This is a genomic window from Streptomyces pratensis (assembly GCF_016804005.1).
GTDB lineage: Bacteria > Actinomycetota > Actinomycetes > Streptomycetales > Streptomycetaceae > Streptomyces > Streptomyces pratensis_A.
In genome coordinates, this window is the sequence record NZ_CP051486.1 from 5,076,543 (window position 1) to 5,099,945 (window position 23,403).

Genomic DNA, 23,403 nt, shown 5'->3' on the forward strand with positions numbered 1-23,403 from the left:
GAGGATGTCCACATGTCAGACACTTCGAGCAGCGCACTGCCGCGCCAGGTCGCCGACGCCTACGTCGACGCGTACATCGAACTCGACCCGATCACCGGTACCTATCTCGGTGTCGCGGAAAGCTCCCGCCGGCTGCCCGATTTCTCGCCCGCGGGTCAGGAGGCCATGGCCCGCCTCATCCGCAGCACCCTCGTGGAACTCGACGCGTCGGAGCGGGTGCCGGGCGCGGACACCGACGAGGAGAGGCGTTGCGCACGACTGCTGCGGGAACGACTGACGGCCGAGCTCTCCGTCCACGAGGCCGAGGAGGGCCTGCGGGCCGTCTCCAACATCCACTCGCCGGCGCACAGTCTCCGTGATGTGTTCTCGGCGACACCGACGGCGACGGACGAGGACTGGGCCGCGGTCGTGGACCGCCTGCGGGCCGTACCTGCCGCTCTGGAGGGGTATCGCGCCTCGCTCGCGCTCGGTCTGGAGCGCAAGCTCCCCGGCGGGCCTCGGCCGACCGCGACGTTCATCGGTCAGCTGGGCACCTGGGCGGGTGAGGACGGCCCGGGATTCTTCCAGGAGTTCGTGGCCGAGGGGCCCGCGTCGCTGCGCACGGAACTGGACGACGCCGCGGGACAGGCCGCCGGGTCACTGGTCGCGCTGCGCGACTGGATGAGGGATGTGTACGCCCCCGCGATCGAGGGGTCTCCGGACACCGTCGGCCGGGAGCGCTACGCCCGCTGGGCACGCCAGTTCAACGGCACGGACCTGGACCTCGACGAGGCGTACGCGTACGGCTGGTCCGAATACCACCGGCTGCTGGCCGAGATGAAGACCGAGGCGGACAAGATCCTCCCGGGCGCCGGCCCTTGGGAGGCACTCGCCCATCTCGACGTGCACGGCAAGCACATCGAGGGCGTGGACGAGGTCCGCGTCTGGCTGCAGAGCCTGATGGACGAGGCCATCGAGGCGCTCGACGGCACACACTTCGAACTCGCCGAGCGGGTCCGGAAGGTGGAGTCGCGGATCGCTCCCGCGGGGGGCGCGGCCGCTCCGTACTACACCGGCCCTTCGGAGGACTTCTCGCGGCCCGGCCGCACCTGGCTCCCCACCATGGGCGAGACCCGCTTCCCCGTCTACGACCTGGTGTCCACCTGGTACCACGAGGGCGTGCCCGGCCACCACCTGCAGATCGCGCAGTGGACGCACGTCGCCGAGAGCCTCTCGCGTTACCAGGCGTCTGTCGGCCAGGTCAGCGCCAACGCCGAGGGCTGGGCGCTGTACGCCGAGCGGCTCATGGACGAGCTGGGGTTCCTGCCCGACGCGGAGCGCCGCCTCGGATATCTGGACGCGCAGATGATGCGCGCCTGCCGGGTGATCGTCGACATCGGCATGCATCTGGAACTGGAGATCCCCGCGGACTCGCCCTTCCATCCGGGTGAGCGGTGGACGCCGGCTCTGGCAGAGGAGTTCTTCGGCAGCCACAGCGGCCGGCCCGCCGACTTCGTGGAGAGCGAGCTGACCCGCTACCTGTCGATGCCGGGGCAGGCCATCGGCTACAAGCTGGGCGAGCGGGCCTGGCTGCTGGGCCGGGAGAACGCCCGGAAGGCACACGGCGAGGCGTTCGACCTCAAGGCCTGGCACATGGCGGCCCTTTCGCAGGGGTCGCTCGGCCTCGACGACCTGGTGGACGAGTTGTCCAGGCTCTGATCCCCGCGGCGCCGGGAGCCGGTGCGCGGTCACCGGCTCCCGGCCCGCTCCACCCCGACGGCCCGGAGGGCTGATCTCCGCATGACCACGCCCGGTTTCCTGTTCTGCCGAGACCCGCTGCGTCCGCGGCACCCCGATCCCCAGTTCGCCCGGGAGACGGCCGCGGCCCGGCATGCCGGGGCACGGGCCGCCCTTGTCGATCATGACGCGCTGCTCGCCGGGGATGCGGCGAGTGCCGTCGGCGGGGTAGGGCGGGACTCGGGGCCGTACTGGTACCGCGGCTGGATGCTGCCGCCCGCCCGCTACGCCGAACTGGAAGCCGCCCTCGTCGCCCGTGGCTGCTCGCTGCTCACCGAAGCGCCGGCGTACCGCACCGCCCATGAACTCCCCGGATGGTACGAGACGTTCGCCGGGCTCACCCCACGCAGTGTCTGGCGTGCCCTGCCGGCGGGGGCGGCCCCGCCGGACCCCTCCGTCTGGCCGCTCCTGGCCGGGACTCTCGGCTCCGGCCCCGGCATCGTCAAGGACTTCGTGAAGTCCCGCAAGCACGAATGGCATGAGGCGTGCTTCGTGCCGGAGCTGGGGGACGCGGACCGGCTCGGAGCCGTCGTCGGCCGGTTCCTCGAACTGCAGGGGGACTTCCTGGCCGGTGGAGTGGTGCTGCGCGCCTACGAGCCGTTCGTGCCGAGCGGTGAGGCACGGGTGTGGTGGGTGGACGGCGAAGCCGTGCGGGTGACCGCTCATCCCGACACACCCGGCCGGCTGCCCGCTCCCGGCCTCGACGCCGTCGGCGAGGCCGTTCGCGCTCTCGGCTGCCGGTGGGTGACCACCGACATGGCGCTGCGGGAGGACGGGGCGTGGCGAGTCGTGGAGGTCGGGGACGGGCAGGTCAGCGGCCTGCCCGCCGGTGAAGACGGCGGGAGCCTGTTCAGCGCGCTCCTGCGGTCCTGATCGTCCTGCCCGGACACCGGTGGCCGGCACGGCCCGACGCGACCCGGCCCGGGCAGGCCCGCAGGACGTGTGCGGTTCAGCAGCCGCAGTCGTCGGCGTCCGCGGGTGCGGTGAGCGGGTCGGCGGTGCGCCGCTCCGGCCCCTCCCAGGTCTCGAACGCGAATCCCTCTCGCACCCAGTACTCGAATCCGCCGAGCATCTCCTTCACCTGGTATCCGAGTTCGGCGAGCGCCAGAGCGGCCCTGGTGGCGCCGTTGCAGCCCGGCCCCCAGCAGTACGTGACCACGGGAACGGCGGGGTCGAGGAGTCCGGCGGCCTGTTCCGCGACGAGGGCGGTCGGCAGGTGCACCGCGCCGGGCACGTGCCCCTGGTCCCAGGACTCGGTGGACCTGGAATCCAGTACGACGAATCCGGGGTCGCCGCCCGCCGCCAGGGCGTGGGCCACATCGGAGACGTCGGCGTGGAAGGCGAGCGAGGCGCCGAAGTACGCGGCGGCTGCCGCCGGGGAGGCGGGCGGTACGCGGAGGACGGAACTGCCGGTGCTGATCGTCTGTGAGGTCATGGCCAAGAATCTACGAACGGTCAGCCGCCGCCGGAAGCGGTGATCCGTGGCACATCACTTGATCCGCCAGGGATTCCCCTGTTGCCTGGGCCCATGACCGAGTATTCCCCGGACGCCACGGACTGGCGCATCCTCGATGTCCTCCAGCGCGACGGACGCGCGACGTTCGCAGAGCTGGCCCGCGCCGTGGCGATGTCCCCGAGCGCCGTCACGGAGCGGGTACGCCGTCTCGAGGAGATGGGCGTGATCAGCGGATACGCCGCGGTCGTCGACCCGGAACGGCTCGGTCTCCCGATCCTCGCCCTCGTACGCCTGCGCTATCCGAACGGCAACTACAAGCCGTTCCACGACCTGACGGACACCACGCCCGAGATCGTGGAGGCCCACCATGTGACCGGGGACGACTGCTTCGTACTGAAGGTGACCGCCAGGTCGATGCGTCATCTGGAAGAGGTCACGGGGAGGATCGGCACCCTCGGCTCCGTGACCACCAGCGTCGTGTACTCCTCGCCCCTCCCCAGCCGGGCGATCAGCCGCTGAGGGTGCCGGCCCGGTGGACCACCGCCGACCCGTGCCGTTCCTTCACCACCTCGAGCTGGGCGGGGATGCGGCGGCGCAGGTCGGCCACGTGGCTGACGATGCCGACACTGCGATCACGTTCGCGCAGCGAGTCCAGGACGTCCAGCACTTCGTCCAGCGTCTGGTCGTCCAGGCTGCCGAAGCCCTCGTCGATGAAGAGCGTGTCCAGACGTACACCGCCCGCCTCGTCCGTCACCACGTCGGCGAGGCCGAGAGCCAGGGCGAGCGAGGCGAAGAACGTCTCTCCCCCGGACAGCGTGGCCGTGTCGCGCTCCCGGCCCGTCCAGGAGTCGACGACGTGCAGCCCGAGACCGGCCCTCCGGCCCCCGCTGCGTTCGTCGGAGTGGACCAGCGTGTAGCGGCCCGACGACATGCGCCGGAGGCGTGCCGTCGCAGCGGCGGCCACCTGTTCGAGGCGGGCTGCCAGTACGTAGGATTCCAGCCGCATCTTGCGCTCGTTGTCCGCGGACGTGCCGGCGGCCAGGCCGGCGAGACGGGCCACTCTCTCGTACTCCTGGCGCAGCGGCCCCAGGGCGCGCACCTCCTCCTCGGCCAGGCTGGAGAGACGGCCGAGCTCCGCACTGCGCTCCTGCGCGGCGGCGTGCGCGGAGGCACCCTCGCGCAAAAGCTTCGCGGACAGGTCGTACGCCGCCTGCGCCGCGTCGGGCGTCGCGGGCGGGTGGCCGGCGGCCGCCCGGGCATCCTCCTCGGCGAGCCGCTCGGCGACAGTGGCGGCCTCCGTCTGCCAGGCGTCGATCCGGTGCTGGAGCTCGCGCTGCGCGGTGTCGCCGAGAAGCTTCGCGGCGGCCGCCTGGGGGGTGGCGAACCCGGCTCGGAAGGCGGCGTCGGCAAGCCTGCCGTCGGCCTCCTTGAGCCGCTCGGCGGCGCTCTGCTCGGCGCGGAGCGCCTCCGCGGCGTCAGCCAGCAGCCCGGCGCGGCGCTCCAGCAGCCCGGCGTGCTCGGCGACGGAGGCGCAGGTCCCCCGGGCCTTCACCAATTCGGACTCCAGCGCCGCCTGCTCACGGTCGAGGGCTTCCCTCTGCGAGGTACGGGCAGCCGCGCGCCGCTCCGCCTGCTGCCGGTCGTCGAGCCGGCCGAGGTGCTCACGCTCGGCGGCTGCGAGGGTTTCCCTGGCCGCGTGCGCTCCTGCGGCCAGACGGTGCGCGTCCGCGTGCTCCCGGGTCAGGCGGTCGACGACCGCCTGCAGTTCGGCCACGGAAGACGCCGCCCGTTCCACCTGCCGTTGCGCAACGGAAAACGGCATCCGTTCCACCTGCCGTTCGGCAACCGAAGACGGCGTCCGTTGCACCGGACCGGGGGCTCCGGCCTCAGGGCCCGCCGCCTCCGTCCGCGCCGCCTCGAGGCGTTCCCGCAGCACCTCCAGCTCGCTCTCCGCCTGTGCCCGGGCCCGGTCGGCACGCTGGTGGGCCGCGAGCGCCGCCTCCTCGGTGGCCCGGTCCACATGGCCGGCCTCCTCACGGGCCGGCTCCGGGTGCTCGGCCGAGCCGCACACCGTACAGGCCTCGCCGTCGACGAGCTGACCGGCCAGTTCCGCCGCGATGCCGCGCAGCCTCTGCTCACGCAGCGCCAGCCACTTCTCGTGCGCGTCCACCGCGTGCTCACGGGCAGCGGTCAGAGCCACCGCCGCCTTGTCCTCCTGTACGCCGAGAGCGTCACGCCGGAGCGCGGCCCGCAGTCTCGTGCGCGCGGGGTCGAGCCGGCCGGCCAGCTGTTCCGCGAGGGTCGCGGCGTCCTGCGCCGTCTCGACGCGTTCCCTGAGCTCCCGGTGGGTCGCGTCCCAGCCGGCCAGCCACTCCGCCGCCTCCTGGATCAGCTCGTCGTCGGAGCGGGACTGCCTCTCGAGACCCGTCCGTTCCACCTCGATCTCGCGGCTGCGCCCCTCGGCCCGGCGCGCGGCGTCGAGTGCGCCCACTTCCGCCCGGAGTCCGCGTTCCCTGGCGGCAAGCTGCTCGAGGCCGGCTTCGGCCAGTTCGCGGGGCAGCCCGGCGCGGGACCGCTCGCGTGCTCCGACAGCGGTGCGGTGGGCCCGGTCGGCCTCGTCGCGCAGATCGAGCGCCGGGGCGACCAGGTCCGCCTTGCGCGCGCGGGCCAGCTGTTCGTGGCAGCGGTCGCGTTCCGCGCGGCGGTCCTCCAGCCCCGCGGCACGGCGCCGGGTCTCCTCGTACCGCTGCTGGAGCCGGGCACGTTCGCGCTCGGCGTCGAGTTCGTGGCGCGCGGCGGCGTTACGGACCTCGGCCGCGGCCAGGGCGCACCGGGCGATGTCGAGCCGTTCCAGGGCTCCGCCGCGTGCGACGGCGGCCCACTCCAGGACCCCCTCGGCGAGACCGGGTTCGCCGGGCCGCTCCTCGGGCAGTGCCGTCTCCCCTGCCGCAGGCCCGGCCGCCTGCGTGATGCGCTGGGCGAGGGCGAGGATCTGCTCGTCGCCCGCCTTGACCCGGGCTTCGGCCGCACGGCGGAGTTCGGCCAGGCGGTCCTCGACCGCCGCGAAACGGCGGGTGTCGAAGAGCCGGCCGAGGAGCTTCCCGCGCGCCTCCGCGTCGGAGCGCAGGAACCGTGCGAAGTCCCCCTGCGGCAGCAGCACCACCTGGCAGAACTGGTCCCGGCTCATCCCGATGAGCCCGCCGAGCTCCTCACCGATCTCCTGGTGGGAGCGGCTGAGCGCCTTCCAGCCGTGCTCGGGGTCGTACTCACGCAGCCGGCTCTGCGCCTTCTCCGTCGTGAAGCCGCCGCCCCTCTTCTTGGGACGGGGCTGGGCGGGGCGCCTGGTGACTTCAAGCCGGCGCCCCCCGACGGTCAGCTCCAGACACACTTCGGTCGGCCGGTCCACCTGGGCGTGATCACTGCGCAGTGTGGTGCCGGGACTCTGCCGCGCGCCGGGCACCGCCCCGTACAGGCCGTAGCAGACCGCGTCGAGGACGGAGGTCTTGCCCGCGCCGGTCGGTCCGTGCAGAAGGAAGATCCCGGCCGCCGACAACGCGTCGAAGTCGACTTCCTGGGTTGCGCCGAAGGGTCCGAACGCGGCCAGGGTGAGCTTGTGCAGTCTCAACGGGACACCTCGTCGACTCCGTCGCCGACCCGCACGTCGTCGAAGGCGGCGCGCAGCACCGCCCGCTCCTGCGCGGTGGGGCCGCTTCCGCCGCGTACATGGGCCACGAAATCCTCCGCCACCTGCTGGTCGTCACGTCCCTCGAGCCGCTGGGCGTACGACGCGAGGGGGTCCTCAGGGCGGCGCTCAGGGTCGAAGACCAGGCTGAGGGCGTGCGGAAAGCGCTCGAGGAGGCGGGTCATGGGCTCGTCCGGCCGCGCCGGGTCGGTGAGGGTGGCTTCCACCCAGGATTCCTGGTGCCGTTCGAGGGCCGGGTCCACGAGGAGCGTGCCGAGGGACCCGCGGAGCCGTGCGAGCGGGCGCGGTACCGGGCAGTCGATACGCTCGGCGACCAGATCTCCGCCGGCGCCGAGGTCGATCAGCCACATCGTCTTGCGGTGCGCGTGCTCGGAGAAGGAGTAGGCCAGTGGCGACCCCGAATAGCGCACGCGTTCCGTGACCGTCTGGCAGCCGTGCAGGTGGCCGAGCGCGACGTAGTCGACACCGTCGAAGACTCCGGCGGGAACAGCCGCGACACCACCGACCGTGATGTCGCGTTCGCTGTCGCTGGGTTCACCGCCGGCCACGAACGCATGGGCGAGGACGACGGACCGCGTGCCGTCCGGCCGGGTGGCGAGATCGGCGCGTACCCGGTCCATGGCCGCGGTGAGGACGGCTTCGTGGCCCGCCTTCGAGGCACCCAGGCCGTCCTTGACGAGGGCCGGTTCCAAATAGGGCAGGCCGTAGAACGCGACGTCACCCTGTGGGTCGCGCAGCACGACCGGAGTGGAGCACTCGCCGGGGTCGGTACGCAGGTGGATCCCGGCCCGTGCGATGAGCCCGGCACCGACGCCGAGCCTGCGGGCGGAGTCGTGGTTCCCGGAGATCATGACGGTCGGTACTCCGTCGGTGGCGAGCCGGTGCAGTGCGTCGTCGAACAGCTGGACCGCCGACAGCGGGGGCACGGCCCGGTCGTAGACGTCGCCGGCCACGACGACCACGTCCACCGAGTGTTCCCGCACCGTCTCGACGAGGTGATCGATGTAGGCGGCCTGGGCGTCGAGCATCGGAACGCGGTGGAACGACCGGCCCAGGTGCCAGTCCGAGGTGTGCAGGATCCTCACGACATCACTCCGACGGCTTCAGCCTGCATGTTCCTCTTCCTCGCCCCCCGGACCGAAACCGGTCCGGTACCCCGCCCGCCGGGGATCTCCGCGGCCGGCCCGGCCGCGCTGATGCCGCGCGGCTCCGGATCACTCATCCGGCTCATACCTCTCCGTACGCCTCGCCGCCCAGTTCGAGCGTCGCGGAGCCTGCGGTGGCGTCGGCCAGCCAGGCCCTGAAGCCGTCGACGTCGGCGTCCGGCAGCCCGACGGCGATGGTCACCGCCTCCGCGTAGGTGACGTCACGAACGGCGAGCCCGGTGGCGCGCAGATCGTTCTCCAGTTTGCCCGCCCGCTGGTGGTCCACGGTCACGGTGGCGAGGCGGAACCGGCGGCGGGTGGTCGTGCCCAGCGCGTCGAGCGCTTCGCCGACGGCTCCTCCGTACGCCCTGATCAGTCCGCCTGCGCCGAGCTTGACGCCGCCGAAGTAGCGGGTGACGACGGCGACGGCGTACCGCACGTCCCGGCGCATGAGCATCTGCAGCATGGGAACGCCCGCGGTCCCGCCGGGCTCCCCGTCGTCACCGGCCTTCTGCACGGAGGCGTCGGCACCGATGACGTAGGCGAAGCAGTTGTGGTTGGCTGCGGGGTGCTCCTTGCGGATACGCGCGATGAACTCCTGCGCCTCCTGCTCGGTGGCGGCGGGGGCCAGCGCGCAGAGGAAACGCGATCGGTTGACCTCGGTCTCGTGCACGCCCGCGCGGGCGACTGTCCGGTACTGCTCCTGCATCGGTCCACCCTATGCGCCGGTACGCCCGGCACCTTCACCCTCCCGTGGGGAATGCTCTCGCGTGACCGTCCGTTGTCAGGGCATGTACGCAGACGACGAGACGGTTCGCAGGATCCTCCAGGACACGGGCGACACCTGGGCGGTGGTCGGCCTGTCCGGCAACCGCTCCCGCGCGGCCTACGGGGTGGCGCAGGTCCTCAAGCGCTTCGGCAAGAGGGTGGTGCCCGTCCACCCCAAGGCGGAGCAGGTCCACGGCGAACAGGGGTACGCCTCACTGGCCGACATCCCCTTCCCCGTCGACGTGGTGGATGTGTTCGTCAACAGCGAGCTGGCGGGCGGTGTCGCCGACGAGGCGGTGGCGGTCGGCGCGAAGGCGGTCTGGTTCCAGCTCGGCGTGATCGACGAGGAGGCCTACGAGCGCACGCGCGGGGCGGGCCTGGCCATGGTGATGGACCGCTGCCCGGCGATCGAGATACCCCGGCTGGCTCCTCGCCGCTGACCCCGGCCCTCCGGGTCCCTGCTCACCGTAGGCCCCCTCCCTCGCGGTGACCCGCTGCCACGCGCCCGGCTGGCGCCGTGTCCGTCGTCCGGTACGCCCGGTGTCCGTCTTCCGTCTTCCGTCTTCCGTCTTCCTGGAGGCGTGGTGTCGGGGAAGGTCTCGGCAGGGGAGAATGTGTGCTGTGACACAGCATCTCCTCCTCGGCGGTGAATGCACCGCCACCCAGTTGTCCGAGCTCGGCGTGCGGCGGGGTGGTGTCCTCCTGGTGCACGCCTCGATGCGTTCCGCGGGCGGGGACACGGGGAGTATGACCGGTGCGCTGCGCCGGGCCCTCGGCCCGGAGGGGACGCTGGTCGTGCCGGCCTTCACCACGGAGAATTCCGACACCTCGCGCTCCTACCTGGACCGGGTGCGTGGACTGAGCGACGAGGCCCGCGCCGAGTTGCGCGCTTCGATGCCCGCGTTCGATCCGGCGGCTTCTCCAGCGCCCACCATGGGCGCGCTCGCCGAGACGGTGCGGCTGACTCCGGGGGCCCTGCGCAGCACCCACCCGCAGACCTCGTTCGCCGCGCTCGGCCCTGCGGCGGCAGCGCTGCTCGCCGGCCACAGCCAGGACTGCCATCTGGGCGAGGAGTCACCCCTGGCCCGGCTGTACGAGGCCGATGCGCAGGTCCTGCTGCTGGGCACCGGCTTCGACCGCTGCACCGCCTTCCACCTCGCGGAGTACCGCCGCCCGGACCCGCCCCGCCGCCGCTACCGATGCGTGGTCGCGTCGGAGGACGGACGTCGCTGGTGGGAGTACGAGGACGTCGCTCTGGACGACAGCGACTTCGCCCCGCTCGGGGAAGACTTCGCCCGCGTACGGCCCCGAGCCGTCAGCACCGGCCGGGTGAGGTCCGCACGAAGCCACCTCTTCCGCCTCCGCGCGGCCGTGGACTTCGCCGAGGAGTGGCTCGGCCTCCGTCGTTCCGAAGGCCGTTGACCGAGCCGCTGCGGCCGCCACCCCTCAGACCCCGAGGCCCTCCAGCACGACAGCTCCGGGGAGCGCCGCCAGCGCCTTGCCCGGGACGATCAGCTTGCCGCGGCGGCGGCCGCTGCCGATCAGGACCCACTCCTCGTCCACCACAGCGGGGTCGATCAGTAGGGGCCACGCTGCCGGGAGGCCGATCGGGGTGATCCCGCCGTACTCCATGCCGGTTTCGCCGACCGCCATGTCCATCGAGGCGAAAGATGCCTTGCGCGTGCCGAGGTGCTTGCGCACCGCCCCGTTCACGTCGACACGGGCGCGCGAGAGCACCACGCACGCGGCCGGCGTGACGTCCACGCCCCGCTTGCCCGCCACCACCACGCAGTTGGCCGACGTGTCGAGCAGTTCGAGGCCGTAGTGCTCGGCGAAGACAGCCGTGTCGGCCAGGTCGGGGTCGGTGTCGACGTAGACGACCGACCCGGCGGGGATGCCGCCCCAGCCGGCCGTGATGGCCTTCGCGACGGGCGGGGTGAGCAGGTCCAGCCGGTCGGCGGCGGGAGAGGCATCGCTGAAGTTGCCCAGGGGTGCACGCATGCCACGCACGCTAACAGGCTGCGCGAACGGCTCACTTGCCTTCTCTGCGGACCGGCGGGATCGATACCGCCATGGTCAGGTCGGCGGGCTCGGAGCCGTTGTTGCGGTAGATGTGCGGCACGTGGGCCTCGAACGTCGCGGAGGTGCCGGCGGGCACAGCGTGGGCCTCGCCGTCGACGATCAGGGTCAGTTCACCCGAGGTGACGTGGAGGAGCTCCACCGTTCCTTCGGGGTGCGGGTCGGAGGCACTGCTGTCACCGGGCATCAGGTGCCAGGCCCAGAGCTCGATGGGACCGCGTGCCTCCGTGCCGACCAGCAGGGTGCTCGAGCTGCCCGCCTCCGTCGACCACAGGCGCACCGCCTGGCTCCCGGGCACGAGCCGCACCTGAGATCCCTGCTCGTAGTCGAGCAGCGTGGTGATGCTGACGCCCAGCGCGTCGGCGAGCTTGACGGTGGTGCCCACGCTCGGGTTCGTACGTGCCTGTTCGATCTGGATGATCATGCCGCGGCTGACCCCCGCACGCGCCGCGAGGGCGTCCAGGGTGAAGCCGCGCTCGCCCCGCCAACGCTTGAGGTTGCGCGCGAGCGACTGGGTGAGCTGATCGAGGTCAGACACATTCCGTCCAATATCATGGATACCGAGGTCGAAAATACTGCACTGCCGTGTGGTGTGCCACGCGACCACCGCACTGTACTGCGACGCATCCCGACGACAGCGCTGCCGCCCTGGCCACCAGCTGCGGTGGGGGCCCACGGATTTCGAGGTCGGACTGCTGACCAGGCGCACCCCGCGCTCACAGTCGTGGCCGTATCGCAGTGCGTCGCCGCCGCCGTCCGGGCGCCGGGCCGAGCCCCCAAGGGCAGACCGGGAAGGTCCCGACGCCAGGGCCGGGCCCCTTCGTCCCGGCGGGGTCAGTTCCCGTCGTCGTCCGTATCCTCCAGCAGCAGCGCGACAGCGGCCAGCTGCTCGGGGGTGACACCCTCGGGGATCGGTACCGGTGCGGGGGTACGCAGCGGCGGCTGCCAGCCCTTCTCCGGATCCCAGCTCCGCACCACCCGGGCCGGCGCCCCCGCCACCACCGTGTGGTCAGGGACCTCTCCGCGTACGACGGCTCCCGCGGCGACCACCACGTTCCGGCCGATCCTGGCCCCCGGAAGGATCACGGCTCCGGTACCGATCCAGCATCCGGGCCCGATCACGACCGGCTCCATGCGCGGCCACTGCTTGCCGACCGGCTCGTGCGGATCGTCGTAACTGTGGTTGGTGGAGGTGATGTAGACGTACGGACCGCAGTACGTGTCCGAGCCGATCGACACCGTGGTGTCGGCGATGACATGACTGCCCCGGCCCAGCACCACTCCGTCGCCCAGGGTGAGGACGGTCTCGGGCCCCAGATCCAGATCGGGCATCAGACCGGCCGTGAGCGTCACCTGTTCACCGATGATGCAGTGGTCGCCCAGCTCGATCCAGGGCTCCCCGAAGACCGTGCCCTGTGGAAAGGCGAGCCTGGTCCCGGGGCCGATACGGCCGAACCGGAGCCGTCCGGGATGCTGCGCGGTGACCGCTCCGGTCTCCTGCACCCAGGCCCAGACGCGGTGGACGGCGCGGGACGTGACACCACGCCGCCGGAGGGCCAGGGAGGAGAGCAAGTTCCGGTTCTTCGGCACCCGCCCACGTTAGTCCGCCGGGCCGGGGCGGATCCGCGCGACGACTGTGACGTTCACCCCACCTGCCCAGGTCACAGGGACCTTCCACTACGGTTCGTGCGGAGCAGGGAGCGCCGAGCGCACCGACCCCACCGGAGGAGCAGTCGATGACAGAACAGGCATTGGTCACCGGTGTCGGCGGCAAGGAGCCGGACATCGACCCGGACGCCTTCCTCGCGCCGACCTCCGTAGTCATCGGCGAGGTGTCGCTGGCCGCGGGCTCCAGCGTCTGGTACCACGCGGTTCTGCGGGGCGATGGCGGCCCCATCTCCCTCGGCCCCGACAGCAACATCCAGGACAACTGCAGCGTGCACACCGACCCGGGTTTCCCGCTGACGGTCGGCGCCAGGGTCTCGGTCGGTCACAACGCCGTGCTGCACGGTTGTGTCATCGAGGACGACGTCCTGGTCGGCATGAGCGCCACCGTGCTCAACGGCGCGCACATCGGAGCGGGTTCACTGATCGCCGCGCAGGCGCTCGTCCCGCAGGGGATGCGGGTGCCGCCGGGGTCCCTGGTCGCCGGCGTACCCGCCAAGGTCAAGCGGGAACTGACGGACGAGGAACGTGAGGGCATCGCCTTCAACGCGGCCGGCTACGTGGAACTGGCGAAGGCTCACCGCGAGGCGCACCAGGAGCGCTGACCGCCTCCGGCCGGCCCACGTCGGCGCGGCCCCTCCGGGGTCGCGCCGGATCAGTCGGTCGCCGGGACCGCGTCACGCTCGGTCACTGCCACCGTGTGGTCGGCCTGCTCCGCGGCCTTCTTGGCGCGGTTCTTCAGCACCAGCATCGAGATCACCCCGATCAGCACGGCAGCCAGCAGCCCCAGCCACGAGAAGCGCTTGAGCCACGCCTCGGCCACGACTCCCACCGAGTAGACGACGGCTGTGGTCCCGCCGGCCCAGACGATTCCGCCCAGCACGTTGGCGATCAGGAACTTCCAGTACGGCATGTGCAGGACACCGGCCAGCGGTCCCGCGAAGATCCGCAGCAGCGCCACGAAACGGCCGAAGAAGACCGCCCACACGCCCCACTTCTCGAAGGACCGCTCCGCGAGAGCGATCTGCGGTGCTCCGAAGTGCTTGGGGAACTTCCCGCCGAGCCAGGCGAGCAGGGGGCGCCCTCCCTTGCGGCCGATGGCGTAGCCGATCGAGTCGCCGATGATCGCCCCGGCCGAGGCGCAGGCACCGAGCACCACGGGGTCGATGTCACCGTGCTGGGAGGCGAGGAGTGCCGAACTCACGAGGATGATCTCGCCGGGCAGCGGAATTCCCAGACTCTCGAGTCCGATGACGACGCCGACCAAGAGGTAGATGCTGACGGCGGGGACGGTCTCGAGCCACTCCTGGACGTGCAACGCGGGTCCTTCCCGTATGAGATCTGCAGCCGTGCACCACGGGTGGTGCACGGCGGGCAGCCTACCGGGAAGGACGGCCGGAACGGTCGCCGCAGCCCCCGCGCCAGGGCGCGCGGGGCCCGGCGGCGCTCAGCGGTTGGGGCGCAGCGTCCAGACCACGCTCATCTCGCTGGTGACGGCCCCGTCGGCGCGCCGGATCTCGACGCGCACGGGAAACTCCGGGCGCTTCCCCTCGTCCAGTTCGGCGACGACCTCGGCTGCCGGGCGGCCCAGCACCGCGGTCGCGGTGAGGTCTCCCATGGCCACCTTCTTGAAGGCCATCTCCGTGGTGACGGGCAGCGGAACGGCCCGGGCCATCTGGTCACCGAAGGCGGCGACGACTATCGCACCGCTCGCCGACTCCGCGAGTGTGAACATCGCTCCGGCGTGGGGCCCGCCGAGGTGGTTGTGGTACTCGGCCCGGTCGGGGAGCGAGAGCACGGCGCGCTCCGCGGTCGTCTCCAGGTACGTGATGCCGAGGGTCCGGACCATCGGGACGCTCGCGGACAGGATGTCGCCGACTGTCATCTCTTCAGTGCTCATGGGGGTGATGTTACTAGCGAGTAGCACTCTTTGACCACCCCCTCACAGGGGCGCCCGTAGCAGAGGCCGCCCCACCCCTCTATGGTTACTGGCCATGTGGCCAGGACAGCAGCCGCCCGGGGGCGAGCAGAACCCGCAGGACCAGAACCCGTACCAGCAGCCGGGGTACCAACAGCCGAATCCCTATCAGCAGCCGGGATACCAGCAGCAGGGCCAGCCGGGACAGCAGCCGGGATACCAGCAGCAGGGCCAGCCGGGGTACCCGCAGCCCAACCCGTACCAGCAGCCCACCATGCCGCAGTACGCCGTTCCGGGCGGGCCCGGCGGCCCGCAGGACGACAACAAGAAGAAGACGGCGCTCGTCGCCGTCATCGCGGCGACAGCGGTCGTGATCACGGCGGTCGTCACCGGCGTCGTCGTCATGAACAAGGACGACGACAAGGGCTCGGACGTGGCCGAAGGCAAGGCGTCCTCGTCCCCGTCCGCGAAGACGTCCGACGCGGCGTCCTCCCCCGCCGCGAACCCGCGGGGCGGTGAGGACGCCGCGCCCACGATTCCGGGCTGGAAGGTCGTGACCAACCCCAAGTGGGGCACTCAGTTCGACGTGCCCGGCGACTGGGAGGTCTCGGCCACCGGTGTGATCTCGGGGTTCGAGGACGTGAAGGACCCCACGGGCCCGCCGGCGGTGGGCTTCTCCGCGCCTGCGCACTACAAGTCGAAGTGGTGCATCGACGACACCGACAAGGACGGCACCAAGGAGGACACCGGCCTGGCCGGTGTCGGCACCAAGGGCGGCCAGGGCGCCAAGAACACGGACGAGGCAGCCACGAACGAGGCCGCCAACTGGGTCTGGGCCGCCTACGCCCAGGAGGACCCGAAGGAAAAGGTCAAGATCGGCAAGCCCAAGCCGTACACGACCAAGTCGGGTCTCTCGGGCAGCGTCGTCACCGCCACCGCCACCGAACTGGCCAAGAAGAACAAGTGCGACACCGACGGCAAGTCGATCGCCTTCAGCTTCAAGAACGCCAAGGACGAGTACTCGTCCTGGATCCTCTACGCCAACGCCGGTGTCGACGACGAACTCCCGGACACCACCATCCAGAAGATCCTCAGCACGGTACGCCTGGCGGAGGACGCGGAGGCAGCTTCCTGAGCCTCCGGCGCATACGGCCGGGGTCCTCCATTTGGCGGGAGGGGGCCGGGGCGGGGATAGTCCCTTGGTGACCTCCGCAGCTCCCTCCCCCTCTCCCGCCCTCCGCTCCCTGCCGGAGGGCCGAAACTTCGGTCTGCTGACCGCCGCCGCGATCATCACGAGCCTGGGCACCAACGGCGCGCTGATCGCGGCGGCGTTCGCGGTTCTGGAGTCGGGCGGCGACGCCGGCGACGTCGGCCTGGTCGCCGCCGCGCGGACGGCACCGCTGGTGCTGTTCCTGCTGATCGGCGGCGCGGTGGCGGACCGGCTGCCACGTCACCGGGTGATGGTGGCGGCGAACACGCTCAACTGCGTCTCGCAGGCGGCGTTCGCCTGGCTGGTCCTGACGGGCGACGCCGAGCTGTGGCACATGATGCTGCTGACGGCGCTGTGCGGAACCGGGCAGGCCTTCTTCGGTCCGGCCGCGGAAGGCATGCTGCTGTCCAGCGTCAGTGCCGAACAGGCGGCCCGCGCATTCGCCTTCTTCCGGATGTCCATGCACGGTGCCGCCATCGGCGGCGCGGCACTCGGCGGCGCCATGATCGCCGCCATGGACCCGGGCTGGGTACTGGCGGTCGACGCGGCGGCGTTCGCCGTGGCCGGTGCCCTCCGGGCGTTCCTCGACGTGAGCCACATCCCCCAGCGGGCACCGGGCGGCGGGCTGCTGGCCGATCTCCGGGAGGGCTGGCAGGAGGTCGCCGGCCGTCCCTGGCTCTGGGCCGTCGTGCTCCAGTTCTCCGTGGTCGTGGCGGTCGTCGGGGCCGCCGAGGCGGTGTACGGACCGCTGGTGGCGCGGGACGAGCTCGGCGGGGCCCGCCCCTGGGGGTTCGCTCTCGCGGCGTTCGGGGTCGGCACGCTGGGCGGGGCGCTGCTGATGATGCGATGGAAACCGCGGCGGCTGCTGCTGGCCGGGACGCTCTGCGTGTTCCCGCTGGCCCTGCCGTCCGCGGCACTGGCGATCCCGCTGCCGGTGGCCGGCCTCTGCGTGGTGATGTTCGTGACCGGTGTCGCCATCGAGGTGTTCGGGGTCTCCTGGATGACGGCCCTTCACCAGGAGATCCCGGAGGAGAAGCTGTCCCGGGTCGCGGCCTACGACTGGTTCGGCTCGGTCGCCATGGTGCCGCTGGCCACGGCGGCCGCCGGCCCGGTGGAGACGCTCGTGGGCCGCAGCGAGGCCCTCTGGGGCTGTGCCGCTCTGATCGTGCTGGTGACGGCCGGTGTACTGCTGGTCCCGGACGTACGGAATCTGACCCGCCGCAGCTCGGTGAAGAAGATCAGCCTCCCGGAGCCGGCCCAAGGGTCAGCCGATACTGAAGGCGCCCTCGGGGGGCACGGGTGAGGCCACGGCCTCGCTGTCACGCACCGGCTTCGCATCGCCGATGAGCCGGGCGAGGGCCGCTCCGTGTTCGACCCGCGCGGGGAACGCGTCGGCGGCGCAGAGCCTGGTGAGCGGCGCGATGTCGAGGGGAACGCCCGAGGCGAGCAGCACGGCGTTACCGAAGCGCCGGCCGCGCAGGACGGCCGGCTCCGCGATGAGGGCGAGCTCGTCGAACACCTCGGCGAAGTTGGCCAGTTGCGAGCGCAGGAAGGTGAAGGGCGCACTGTCGGCCAGGTTGGCCGCGTAGACGCCGCCCGTCCGCAGGACCCGTCCGGCGGCCCGCGCGTACTCGACGGAGGTCAGGTGCGCCGGCACCCGCGCGCCGCCGAAGACATCGGCGATCAGGAGATCGGCCGAGTCTTCCGCCGCCGCCTCGATCCAGCCCCGGGCGTCGGTGCCGTGCACGGTGACACCGGCCCCCTCGGGCAGCGGCAGATGCTCCCCGACCATGTCGACGAGCCCTCGGTCGGCCTCGGCCACCTCCTGCCGCGAGCCGGGGCGGGTCGCCGCGACGTAGCGGGGCAGCGTGAGCGCGCCGCCGCCGAGGTGCACCACGTCCAGCGCCGCCCCCGGGGCACCGGCCCGGTCCACGACGTGCCCGAGCCGTCGCACGTACTCGAATTCGAGGTGCCCCGGCTCGTCGAGATCGACGTACGACTGCGGGGCGCCGTCGACCGTGAGCAGCCAGGCCCGGTCCCGGTCGACGTCGGGCAGCAGCCTGGCGGTACCGCAGTCGGTGTCGCGGATGACGGGTATCGGCTCGTTCACTCCCCCATTGTGACGCGCGCCGGGTCCTGTTCCCTCCGGGTCAGCCGTTCCACACCGCGGCGACCGCCTCGGTGTGTGCGGCGGACTGGGCGAGACCGGCCCTGGCTGCCGCGGCCCGGCGTGCCGGGTCCAGGGAGTTGCGGCCGATGGCCTTCCGCGTTCCGGCGTCCGGGGTGATGACCTCGACGCGGGCGCCCGCGGCCTCCAGTTCGGCAGCCTGCGCTCGGGGCGAGACGATCACCTTGTTGCCACTGGCCGTGGGTGCGATCACGACGACGCGCCCGTAGCCGGAGGCGAGCTGGGCGTTGGCCGGGGAGTGCACACCCCCGTCGATCCAGCTCCCGCCTCCGGCGCTGACCACGGGCCAGACCACGGGGACGGCACAGCTGGCGGTGACGGCGTCGGCAAGGGTGACCGTGCCCGTCCTGTCGAAGGTGTGCAGGGCGCCGGTGGACGCGTCCACGGCGGTGACCAGCAGGTGCCGTGCGGGCCATTCGGTCGACGGAAGCCAGCTCGCGATCATCTCCCGCCGCTCGGCCGCGGTCGCGGCCGGCCGGCTGTCCCGGGCGAGGGCGCCCAGTTTCCGGCCGTACTCGGCGGGCGTCCGGGAGGAGAGCACCGCTCTCGCATAGCGCAGGATGGTGACGGGGCCGAGCCGGCCCGCCGCCCCGTTCCCGCTCTCCGGTTCGGCGAGCTGCCGCTCGTAGAGGTCGCCGATGCCTGCGGGCCCGAATGCGAGCTGCGCCCCGACGATGGCACCCGCCGAGCTCCCGACGATCAGATCGGCGGTGGAGAGGTCGACGCCCGCCTTGGCGAGCCCGTGGAGGATGCCGCTTTCCCATGCGGTGCCGGTGACGCCTCCGGCACCCAGTACGAGAGCTGTGTCTGCCATGCGCCCCAGTCTGCCCCAGAAGAGGCGGCCCGCCTTCCCGGGGTCCGGGAAGGCGGGCCGCACACGCAAACCTTCAGGCAGGTCGCACACGCACCGTCAGAGCAGGCCGGTGACCGTGCCTGCGCCGACCGTGCGGCCGCCCTCGCGGATCGCGAAGCCGAGCCCGGACTCCAGCGGGACGTCACGGCCGAGCTCGACGGTCATGGTGACCGTGTGGCCGGGCCGGGCCACCGCCGCCTCGCCGAGGTCGACGTCCCCGACTACGTCCGCCGTACGGATGTAGAACTGCGGCCGGTATCCCGTGGTGACCGGTGTGGTCCGGCCTCCTTCCCGGGCCGACAGGACGTACACCTGCGCGGTGAAACGCCTGCTCGGAGTGACACTTCCGGGCGCCGCCACCACATGCCCCCGGCGGACCCGGTCGCGCTCGACGCCGCGCAGCAGCAGCGCGACGTTGTCGCCCGCCTCCGCCGACTCCATCGGCTTCCCGAAGGTCTCCAGGCCTGTGACGACGGTCTCGACGTCCGCACCGAGCACCGACACGCGGTCCCCGACGCGCACCGTGCCACGCTCCACGGCACCGGTGACGACGGTGCCACGGCCCGTGATGGTGAGCACGTTCTCCACGGACAGGAGGAACGGCGCGTCGGTGTAGCGCACCGGCATCGGTACGTACGTGTCGACGGCGTCCAGCAGCCCCTCGACGGCCGCGGTCCAGCGTGGGTCGCCCTGGAGCGCCCCGAGCCCCGACACCCTTACGACGGGCACGGTGTCGCCGCCGTAACCGTGCGCGGTGAGCAGCTCGCGGACCTCCAGCTCGACCAGATCGGTGAGCTCGGGGTCGCCCGCGTCGGCCTTGTTGAGGGCCACGACGATGTGGTCGACTCCGACCTGACGGGCCAGCAGGACGTGCTCCGCGGTCTGCGGCATGATGCCGTCGAGCGCGGACACGACGAGGATCGCCCCGTCGAGCTGCGCGGCTCCGGTGACCATGTTCTTGATGTAGTCGGCGTGTCCGGGCATGTCGACGTGCGCGTAGTGCCGGGTGTCGGTCTCGTACTCGACGTGCGAGATGTTGATGGTGATGCCGCGCTGTGCCTCCTCGGGGGCCCGGTCGATCCGGTCGAAGGGCACGAAGGTGCCGGTTCCGCGGTCGCTGAGCACCTTGGTGATGGCAGCGGTCAGGGTGGTCTTGCCGTGGTCGACGTGGCCCATGGTGCCGATGTTGAGGTGCGGCTTGGTGCGCACGTATGCCGTCTTGGGCATGGCTCGTTCCTTGGAATTCGAAGCTGAAGAGAGAAGACCCCAGGGCCCCGCCGACCCTCCCCTTACGGGGTCCGCCGGACTGTCGGGGGAGGGTCAGCTTCGGGCGCCGCCGAAGGGCGCTGCGGCAGCGATGGATGCTGCGTCGGTTGCTGCTGCGGCTGCCGGTGTGTGCGCGGCCGCAGGGCTCACGGCAGCCTTCGGCGCGTCCGCGACTGCGGACTGCGCTGCGAGGAAGGCGTACCGGACCATGCCCCTGATCATGGCGCAGCGGCGGTACGGCGTCGAATGGTTTTCGCGCGGGTGATGCTGTGGCCGCGCACCCGGGATCCGGACGGTCTCGCGCCCTCGGGCCGCAGCAGTCACCCTGGCCGCGACGGCCGGCAGGGACGTCCCGAGCCGACGAGGAGTACCGGTGAACCCCCGACCCGTCCGGCGACCGCCTCTGTTCGCACTCGTCCACTTCGACTGCGCCCTCGTCACGTCGGTGGGCATCCGGGGCTGCGCGGGGACTGACCCGGGACCGGCAGGCAAGCTCCCCGGCCGCTTTCGTCCGGGGCAACTGGCCCCGGACGCACGGCTCGAGCCGGCACAGGTACGTGATGAAGGACTCGTCACCCCCCGCCCGCGCATTACGACGATCACACAGCGGTTTCGGTTACGCTCCCCAGATGTTCGACCCCGTCCCCGCAACACGGCCCTCCGGTGGCCTCGCAGTGCGCTGTACGAGGGCGCTGCTCTCCCCCTGGTCCCGGTTCTCCCTGCTCGTGGCGGTCCTGCTGGCCGCCGGCGTCACCATGCTGATGTTCGAACCACAGCGGCTGCTGGCCTCCGGCTGGCCACCGCAACTCACGGGTTCCGCCGCCGCGATGCTGTTCGGGCTCGCGTACGGCGTGTGCACGGTGGCCTTCGTGCCGCGCCCGCTCCTCAACCTTGCCGCCGGTGCTCTGTTCGGAGCACAGGCCGGTCTCGCGGCGGCGCTCGCGGGGACCGTTCTCGGTGCCGGTGTCTCGTTCCTGCTCGGCAGGGTGCTGGGTCAGGACGCGCTCCGGACGCTGTTGCGCGGCAAGTACCTGAAGGCGGCCGACGGGCTGCTGAGCCGTCACGGGTTCAGGTCGATGCTGGCGCTGCGGCTCTTCCCCGGTGTGCCGTTCGCCGCTGCCAACTACTGCGCGGCGACCTCCCGCATGGGCTACCCGCCGTTCCTGCTGGCCACCGGTCTCGGTTCGATCCCGAACACAGCGGCGTACGTCATCGCCGGCAGTACGGCCTCGTCGCCGACGTCGCCCGTGTTCCTCGCCGCCATGGGCTTCATCGTGCTGTCCGGCGCGGGCGCGGCGCTCGTGGCGTGGCGCAGGCGGCACAGGCTGGGCGTGACGGAGGGCGCGTCGTCACCGGACGCGGACGGCAGGGCGTAGTCAGGGGCAGGCGGAAGTCTGTTCACCTGTAGGCGATACGCTGCGCGCAACCGACAGAGGATGTCCGGGGCCGTGGCGTCCCGTCCCCTTTTCTGACCGCATCCGCACGCCGCCGACGGCCTTCGCGTCCGTCGGCCGTTGCATGAGTACCTCCGGGATGGCCGAAGCCCCATGAGCTGGTTCGAATCATTCGTCCTGGGCATCGTGCAGGGACTGACCGAGTTCCTGCCGATCTCCTCCAGCGCGCACCTGCGGCTGACCGCGGCGTTCGCGGGCTGGCAGGACCCCGGTGCGGCGTTCACCGCCATCACGCAGATCGGCACGGAGGCCGCGGTCCTCATCTACTTCCGCAAGGACATCGGCAGGATCCTCTCCGCGTGGTTCAGGTCGCTGACCGACGCCTCGATGCGCAGCGACCACGACGCCAAGATGGGCTGGCTGGTCATCATCGGCTCCCTCCCCATCGGTGTGCTCGGCGTCGCGTTCAAGGACCAGATCGAAGGCCCGTTCCGCGACCTGCGCCTGATCGCGACCACCCTGATCGGCATGGGTATCGTCCTGGGGATCGCCGACCGTCTCGCGGCCCGTGACGAGGCGGGCGGCAAGCACCGCGCCGTCAAGGAGCGCAAGTCGCTCAAGGAACTGGGCGTCAAGGACGGTCTGATCTTCGGCTTCTGCCAGGCCATGGCTCTGGTTCCGGGCGTCTCCCGCTCGGGCGCCACCATCAGCGGCGGTCTGCTCATGGGGTACACCCGCGAGGCCGCGGCCCGCTACTCCTTCCTCCTGGCGGTGCCCGCCGTCCTGGCCTCCGGCCTGTTCACGCTCAAGGACGCCGGGGAAGGCCCCGTCTCCTGGGGGCCCACCGTCTTCGCCACGATCGTCGCGTTCGTGATCGGGTACGCGGTCATCGCGTGGTTCATGAAGTTCATCACCACCAAGAGCTTCATGCCGTTCGTCATCTACCGGGTGATCCTCGGCATCGTCATCTTCGTCCTGGTCGGTGCGGGCGTGCTGAGCCCGGACGCGGGCGAGTCCGCCGGCTGAGAGAAGGATCCTCCGCCCTGACTCCCGGACCGCGCCGGTCCGGGAGTCGGTCATTTCACCGATGACGCGCGGGCACGGGGGCGGGAAGTTGGGCGTGGTCACGTCCGCCGGTGTCATACGGCGGACGTGCACCGACCGCCTTCGCTCCCACACCACGGAGATCCCCATGCCCCTGCCCCGTTCAGCCGGCGCCGCGCTGCTGGCCGTCGCGCTCGCCTCCGTCGCCGTCCCGGCCTCCGCCTCCTCGACGGCAGCCGCCGCGGCCGGCGTGCACTACGTCGCCCTGGGCGATTCGTACGCCTCCGGAACCGGGGCCGGGAGCTACTCCGATGTGGCGTGCACGCGGAGCCGCAACGCCTACCCCGCGCTCTGGGCCGCCGCCAACGACCCGGCCTCGTTCACCTTCGCGGCCTGCGGGGGTGCGAAGATCCCCGACGTCCTCGGTGATCAGGTGGACGGACTGGACGAGGACACGACCCTGGTCAGTCTGAGCATCGGTGGCAACGACTCCGGGTTCGCCTCGACCATGCTCAGCTGTCAGTACTCCACCCAGTCGGCCTGTGAGCGGGCCCTGGCGACGGCCGGGGAGTACGTCGTGAACGAGCTGCCGGACGAGCTGGACAGCCTCTACGCGACCGTCCGCGCCCGCGCACCGCACGCCGAGGTCGTGATCATCGGCTACCCGCACCTCTACAAGGAGGGCGGCATCTGCCTGGGCGGGCTGAGCTCTGCCAAGCGCTCGGCGATCAACGAAGGCTCGGACCTGCTCAACGAGACCATCGCGGACCGTGCCCAAGCGGCCGGTTTCGCCTTCGCGGACGGCCGGCCTGCCTTCGCCGGTCACGAGATCTGCACGAGTGACGCGTGGATCAGCAGCACCAACGTCCACCCGACGGCCGAGGGTCACGAGTCCGCATACCTCCCGGCTTTCAGCGCCGCCGTGCCGGGGAACTGAG

Annotated in this window: 23 protein-coding genes; 11 read left to right on the forward strand and 12 right to left on the reverse strand. The window is 71.7% G+C overall.

Annotation, left to right across the window (positions count from 1 at the left end; translation table 11 throughout):
- Positions 1–12 precede the first annotated feature (12 nt).
- Together HED23_RS20600 and HED23_RS20605 are read left to right on the forward strand one after the other, a co-directional pair.
- Positions 13–1,698, forward strand: coding sequence for a DUF885 domain-containing protein (locus HED23_RS20600; RefSeq protein WP_203184871.1), 1,686 nt, complete (start codon positions 13–15; stop codon positions 1,696–1,698).
- A gap of 81 nt (positions 1,699–1,779) precedes the next feature.
- Positions 1,780–2,649, forward strand: coding sequence for an ATP-grasp domain-containing protein (locus HED23_RS20605; protein WP_203184872.1), 870 nt, complete (start codon positions 1,780–1,782; stop codon positions 2,647–2,649).
- 76 nt (positions 2,650–2,725) lie between these two features.
- Here the strand turns inward: HED23_RS20605 and HED23_RS20610 are convergent, their stop codons facing one another.
- Entirely contained in the window at positions 2,726–3,211 is a 486-nt protein-coding gene (locus tag HED23_RS20610) for a rhodanese-like domain-containing protein (protein WP_203184873.1), read from the reverse strand.
- Positions 3,212–3,304: 93 nt separating this feature from the next.
- Here HED23_RS20610 and HED23_RS20615 point away from each other — a divergent pair, with 93 nt between their 5' ends.
- Positions 3,305–3,751: an Lrp/AsnC family transcriptional regulator gene (locus tag HED23_RS20615; RefSeq protein ID WP_203184874.1), complete on the forward strand. Its 447-nt coding sequence runs from the start codon at positions 3,305–3,307 to the stop codon at positions 3,749–3,751.
- Here the strand turns inward: HED23_RS20615 and HED23_RS20620 are convergent.
- From HED23_RS20620 to HED23_RS20630, 3 genes are all read right to left on the reverse strand, one after another.
- A complete protein-coding gene (locus tag HED23_RS20620; protein WP_203184875.1) occupies positions 3,741–6,857 on the reverse strand; it encodes an AAA family ATPase in 3,117 nt (1,038 codons plus the stop codon). The two genes, HED23_RS20615 and HED23_RS20620, sit on opposite strands and share 11 nt — an antisense overlap.
- The gene (locus HED23_RS20625; RefSeq protein ID WP_203184876.1) at positions 6,854–8,020 is read right to left on the reverse strand and encodes an exonuclease SbcCD subunit D; all 1,167 of its coding nucleotides are present in this window, start codon (positions 8,018–8,020) and stop codon (positions 6,854–6,856) included. The genes HED23_RS20620 and HED23_RS20625 overlap by 4 nt, the downstream gene beginning before the upstream one ends.
- Positions 8,021–8,162: 142 nt before the next feature.
- Positions 8,163–8,789: a YigZ family protein gene (locus tag HED23_RS20630; RefSeq protein ID WP_203184877.1), complete on the reverse strand. Its 627-nt coding sequence runs from the start codon at positions 8,787–8,789 to the stop codon at positions 8,163–8,165.
- An 82-nt stretch (positions 8,790–8,871) separates the two neighbouring features.
- On the opposite strand from HED23_RS20630, the gene HED23_RS20635 reads away from it, so the two are divergent.
- Together HED23_RS20635 and HED23_RS20640 are read left to right on the forward strand one after the other, a co-directional pair.
- Entirely contained in the window at positions 8,872–9,288 is a 417-nt protein-coding gene (locus HED23_RS20635) for a CoA-binding protein (protein ID WP_203184878.1), read from the forward strand.
- A gap of 172 nt (positions 9,289–9,460) precedes the next feature.
- Entirely contained in the window at positions 9,461–10,270 is an 810-nt protein-coding gene (locus HED23_RS20640) for an aminoglycoside N(3)-acetyltransferase (RefSeq protein ID WP_203184879.1), read from the forward strand.
- A gap of 24 nt (positions 10,271–10,294) precedes the next feature.
- On the opposite strand, the gene HED23_RS20645 is transcribed toward HED23_RS20640, so the two are convergent.
- From HED23_RS20645 to HED23_RS20655, 3 genes are all read right to left on the reverse strand, one after another.
- Positions 10,295–10,849: a YbaK/EbsC family protein gene (locus HED23_RS20645; RefSeq protein WP_203184880.1), complete on the reverse strand. Its 555-nt coding sequence runs from the start codon at positions 10,847–10,849 to the stop codon at positions 10,295–10,297.
- A 31-nt stretch (positions 10,850–10,880) separates the two neighbouring features.
- Positions 10,881–11,465 (reverse strand): helix-turn-helix domain-containing protein, encoded by a 585-nt coding sequence (locus tag HED23_RS20650; protein ID WP_203184881.1) that lies wholly within the window; start codon positions 11,463–11,465, stop codon positions 10,881–10,883.
- Between the two features lie 296 nt (positions 11,466–11,761).
- Positions 11,762–12,517 (reverse strand): acyltransferase, encoded by a 756-nt coding sequence (locus HED23_RS20655; RefSeq protein WP_203184882.1) that lies wholly within the window; start codon positions 12,515–12,517, stop codon positions 11,762–11,764.
- A gap of 146 nt (positions 12,518–12,663) precedes the next feature.
- On the opposite strand from HED23_RS20655, the gene HED23_RS20660 reads away from it, so the two are divergent.
- The gene (locus HED23_RS20660; protein ID WP_203184883.1) at positions 12,664–13,197 is read left to right on the forward strand and encodes a gamma carbonic anhydrase family protein; all 534 of its coding nucleotides are present in this window, start codon (positions 12,664–12,666) and stop codon (positions 13,195–13,197) included.
- A gap of 50 nt (positions 13,198–13,247) precedes the next feature.
- Here the strand turns inward: HED23_RS20660 and HED23_RS20665 are convergent, their stop codons facing one another.
- Complete coding sequence (locus HED23_RS20665) at positions 13,248–13,910, reverse strand: DedA family protein (RefSeq protein ID WP_203184884.1); 663 nt, start codon at positions 13,908–13,910, stop codon at positions 13,248–13,250.
- Between the two features lie 129 nt (positions 13,911–14,039).
- On the reverse strand, positions 14,040–14,477 hold the full coding sequence (locus HED23_RS20670; RefSeq protein WP_203187574.1) for a DUF4442 domain-containing protein: 438 nt from the start codon (positions 14,475–14,477) through the stop codon (positions 14,040–14,042).
- Between the two features lie 109 nt (positions 14,478–14,586).
- On the opposite strand from HED23_RS20670, the gene HED23_RS20675 reads away from it, so the two are divergent.
- Entirely contained in the window at positions 14,587–15,645 is a 1,059-nt protein-coding gene (locus HED23_RS20675) for a hypothetical protein (RefSeq protein ID WP_203184885.1), read from the forward strand.
- 67 nt (positions 15,646–15,712) lie between these two features.
- Positions 15,713–17,023 (forward strand): MFS transporter, encoded by a 1,311-nt coding sequence (locus HED23_RS20680; protein ID WP_203184886.1) that lies wholly within the window; start codon positions 15,713–15,715, stop codon positions 17,021–17,023.
- Here HED23_RS20680 and HED23_RS20685 read toward each other — a convergent pair.
- The 3 genes from HED23_RS20685 to tuf form a co-directional block, all read right to left on the reverse strand.
- Positions 16,985–17,830, reverse strand: a complete 846-nt coding sequence (locus HED23_RS20685) for a spermidine synthase (RefSeq protein ID WP_203184887.1) — start codon at positions 17,828–17,830, stop codon at positions 16,985–16,987. The two genes, HED23_RS20680 and HED23_RS20685, sit on opposite strands and share 39 nt — an antisense overlap.
- 40 nt (positions 17,831–17,870) lie before the next feature.
- Entirely contained in the window at positions 17,871–18,722 is an 852-nt protein-coding gene (locus HED23_RS20690) for a patatin-like phospholipase family protein (RefSeq protein WP_203184888.1), read from the reverse strand.
- Positions 18,723–18,818: 96 nt separating this feature from the next.
- Positions 18,819–19,988, reverse strand: a complete 1,170-nt coding sequence (gene tuf / locus HED23_RS20695; RefSeq protein ID WP_203184889.1) for an elongation factor Tu — start codon at positions 19,986–19,988, stop codon at positions 18,819–18,821.
- A 668-nt stretch (positions 19,989–20,656) separates the two neighbouring features.
- On the opposite strand from tuf, the gene HED23_RS20700 reads away from it, so the two are divergent.
- From HED23_RS20700 to HED23_RS20710, 3 genes are all read left to right on the forward strand, one after another.
- Positions 20,657–21,403, forward strand: coding sequence for a TVP38/TMEM64 family protein (locus HED23_RS20700; protein WP_203184890.1), 747 nt, complete (start codon positions 20,657–20,659; stop codon positions 21,401–21,403).
- 171 nt (positions 21,404–21,574) lie between these two features.
- Positions 21,575–22,447, forward strand: coding sequence for an undecaprenyl-diphosphate phosphatase (locus HED23_RS20705; RefSeq protein WP_033301159.1), 873 nt, complete (start codon positions 21,575–21,577; stop codon positions 22,445–22,447).
- Positions 22,448–22,613: 166 nt separating this feature from the next.
- Positions 22,614–23,402, forward strand: a complete 789-nt coding sequence (locus HED23_RS20710) for an SGNH/GDSL hydrolase family protein (protein WP_203184891.1) — start codon at positions 22,614–22,616, stop codon at positions 23,400–23,402.
- The last annotated feature ends 1 nt before the right edge of the window (position 23,403 follow it).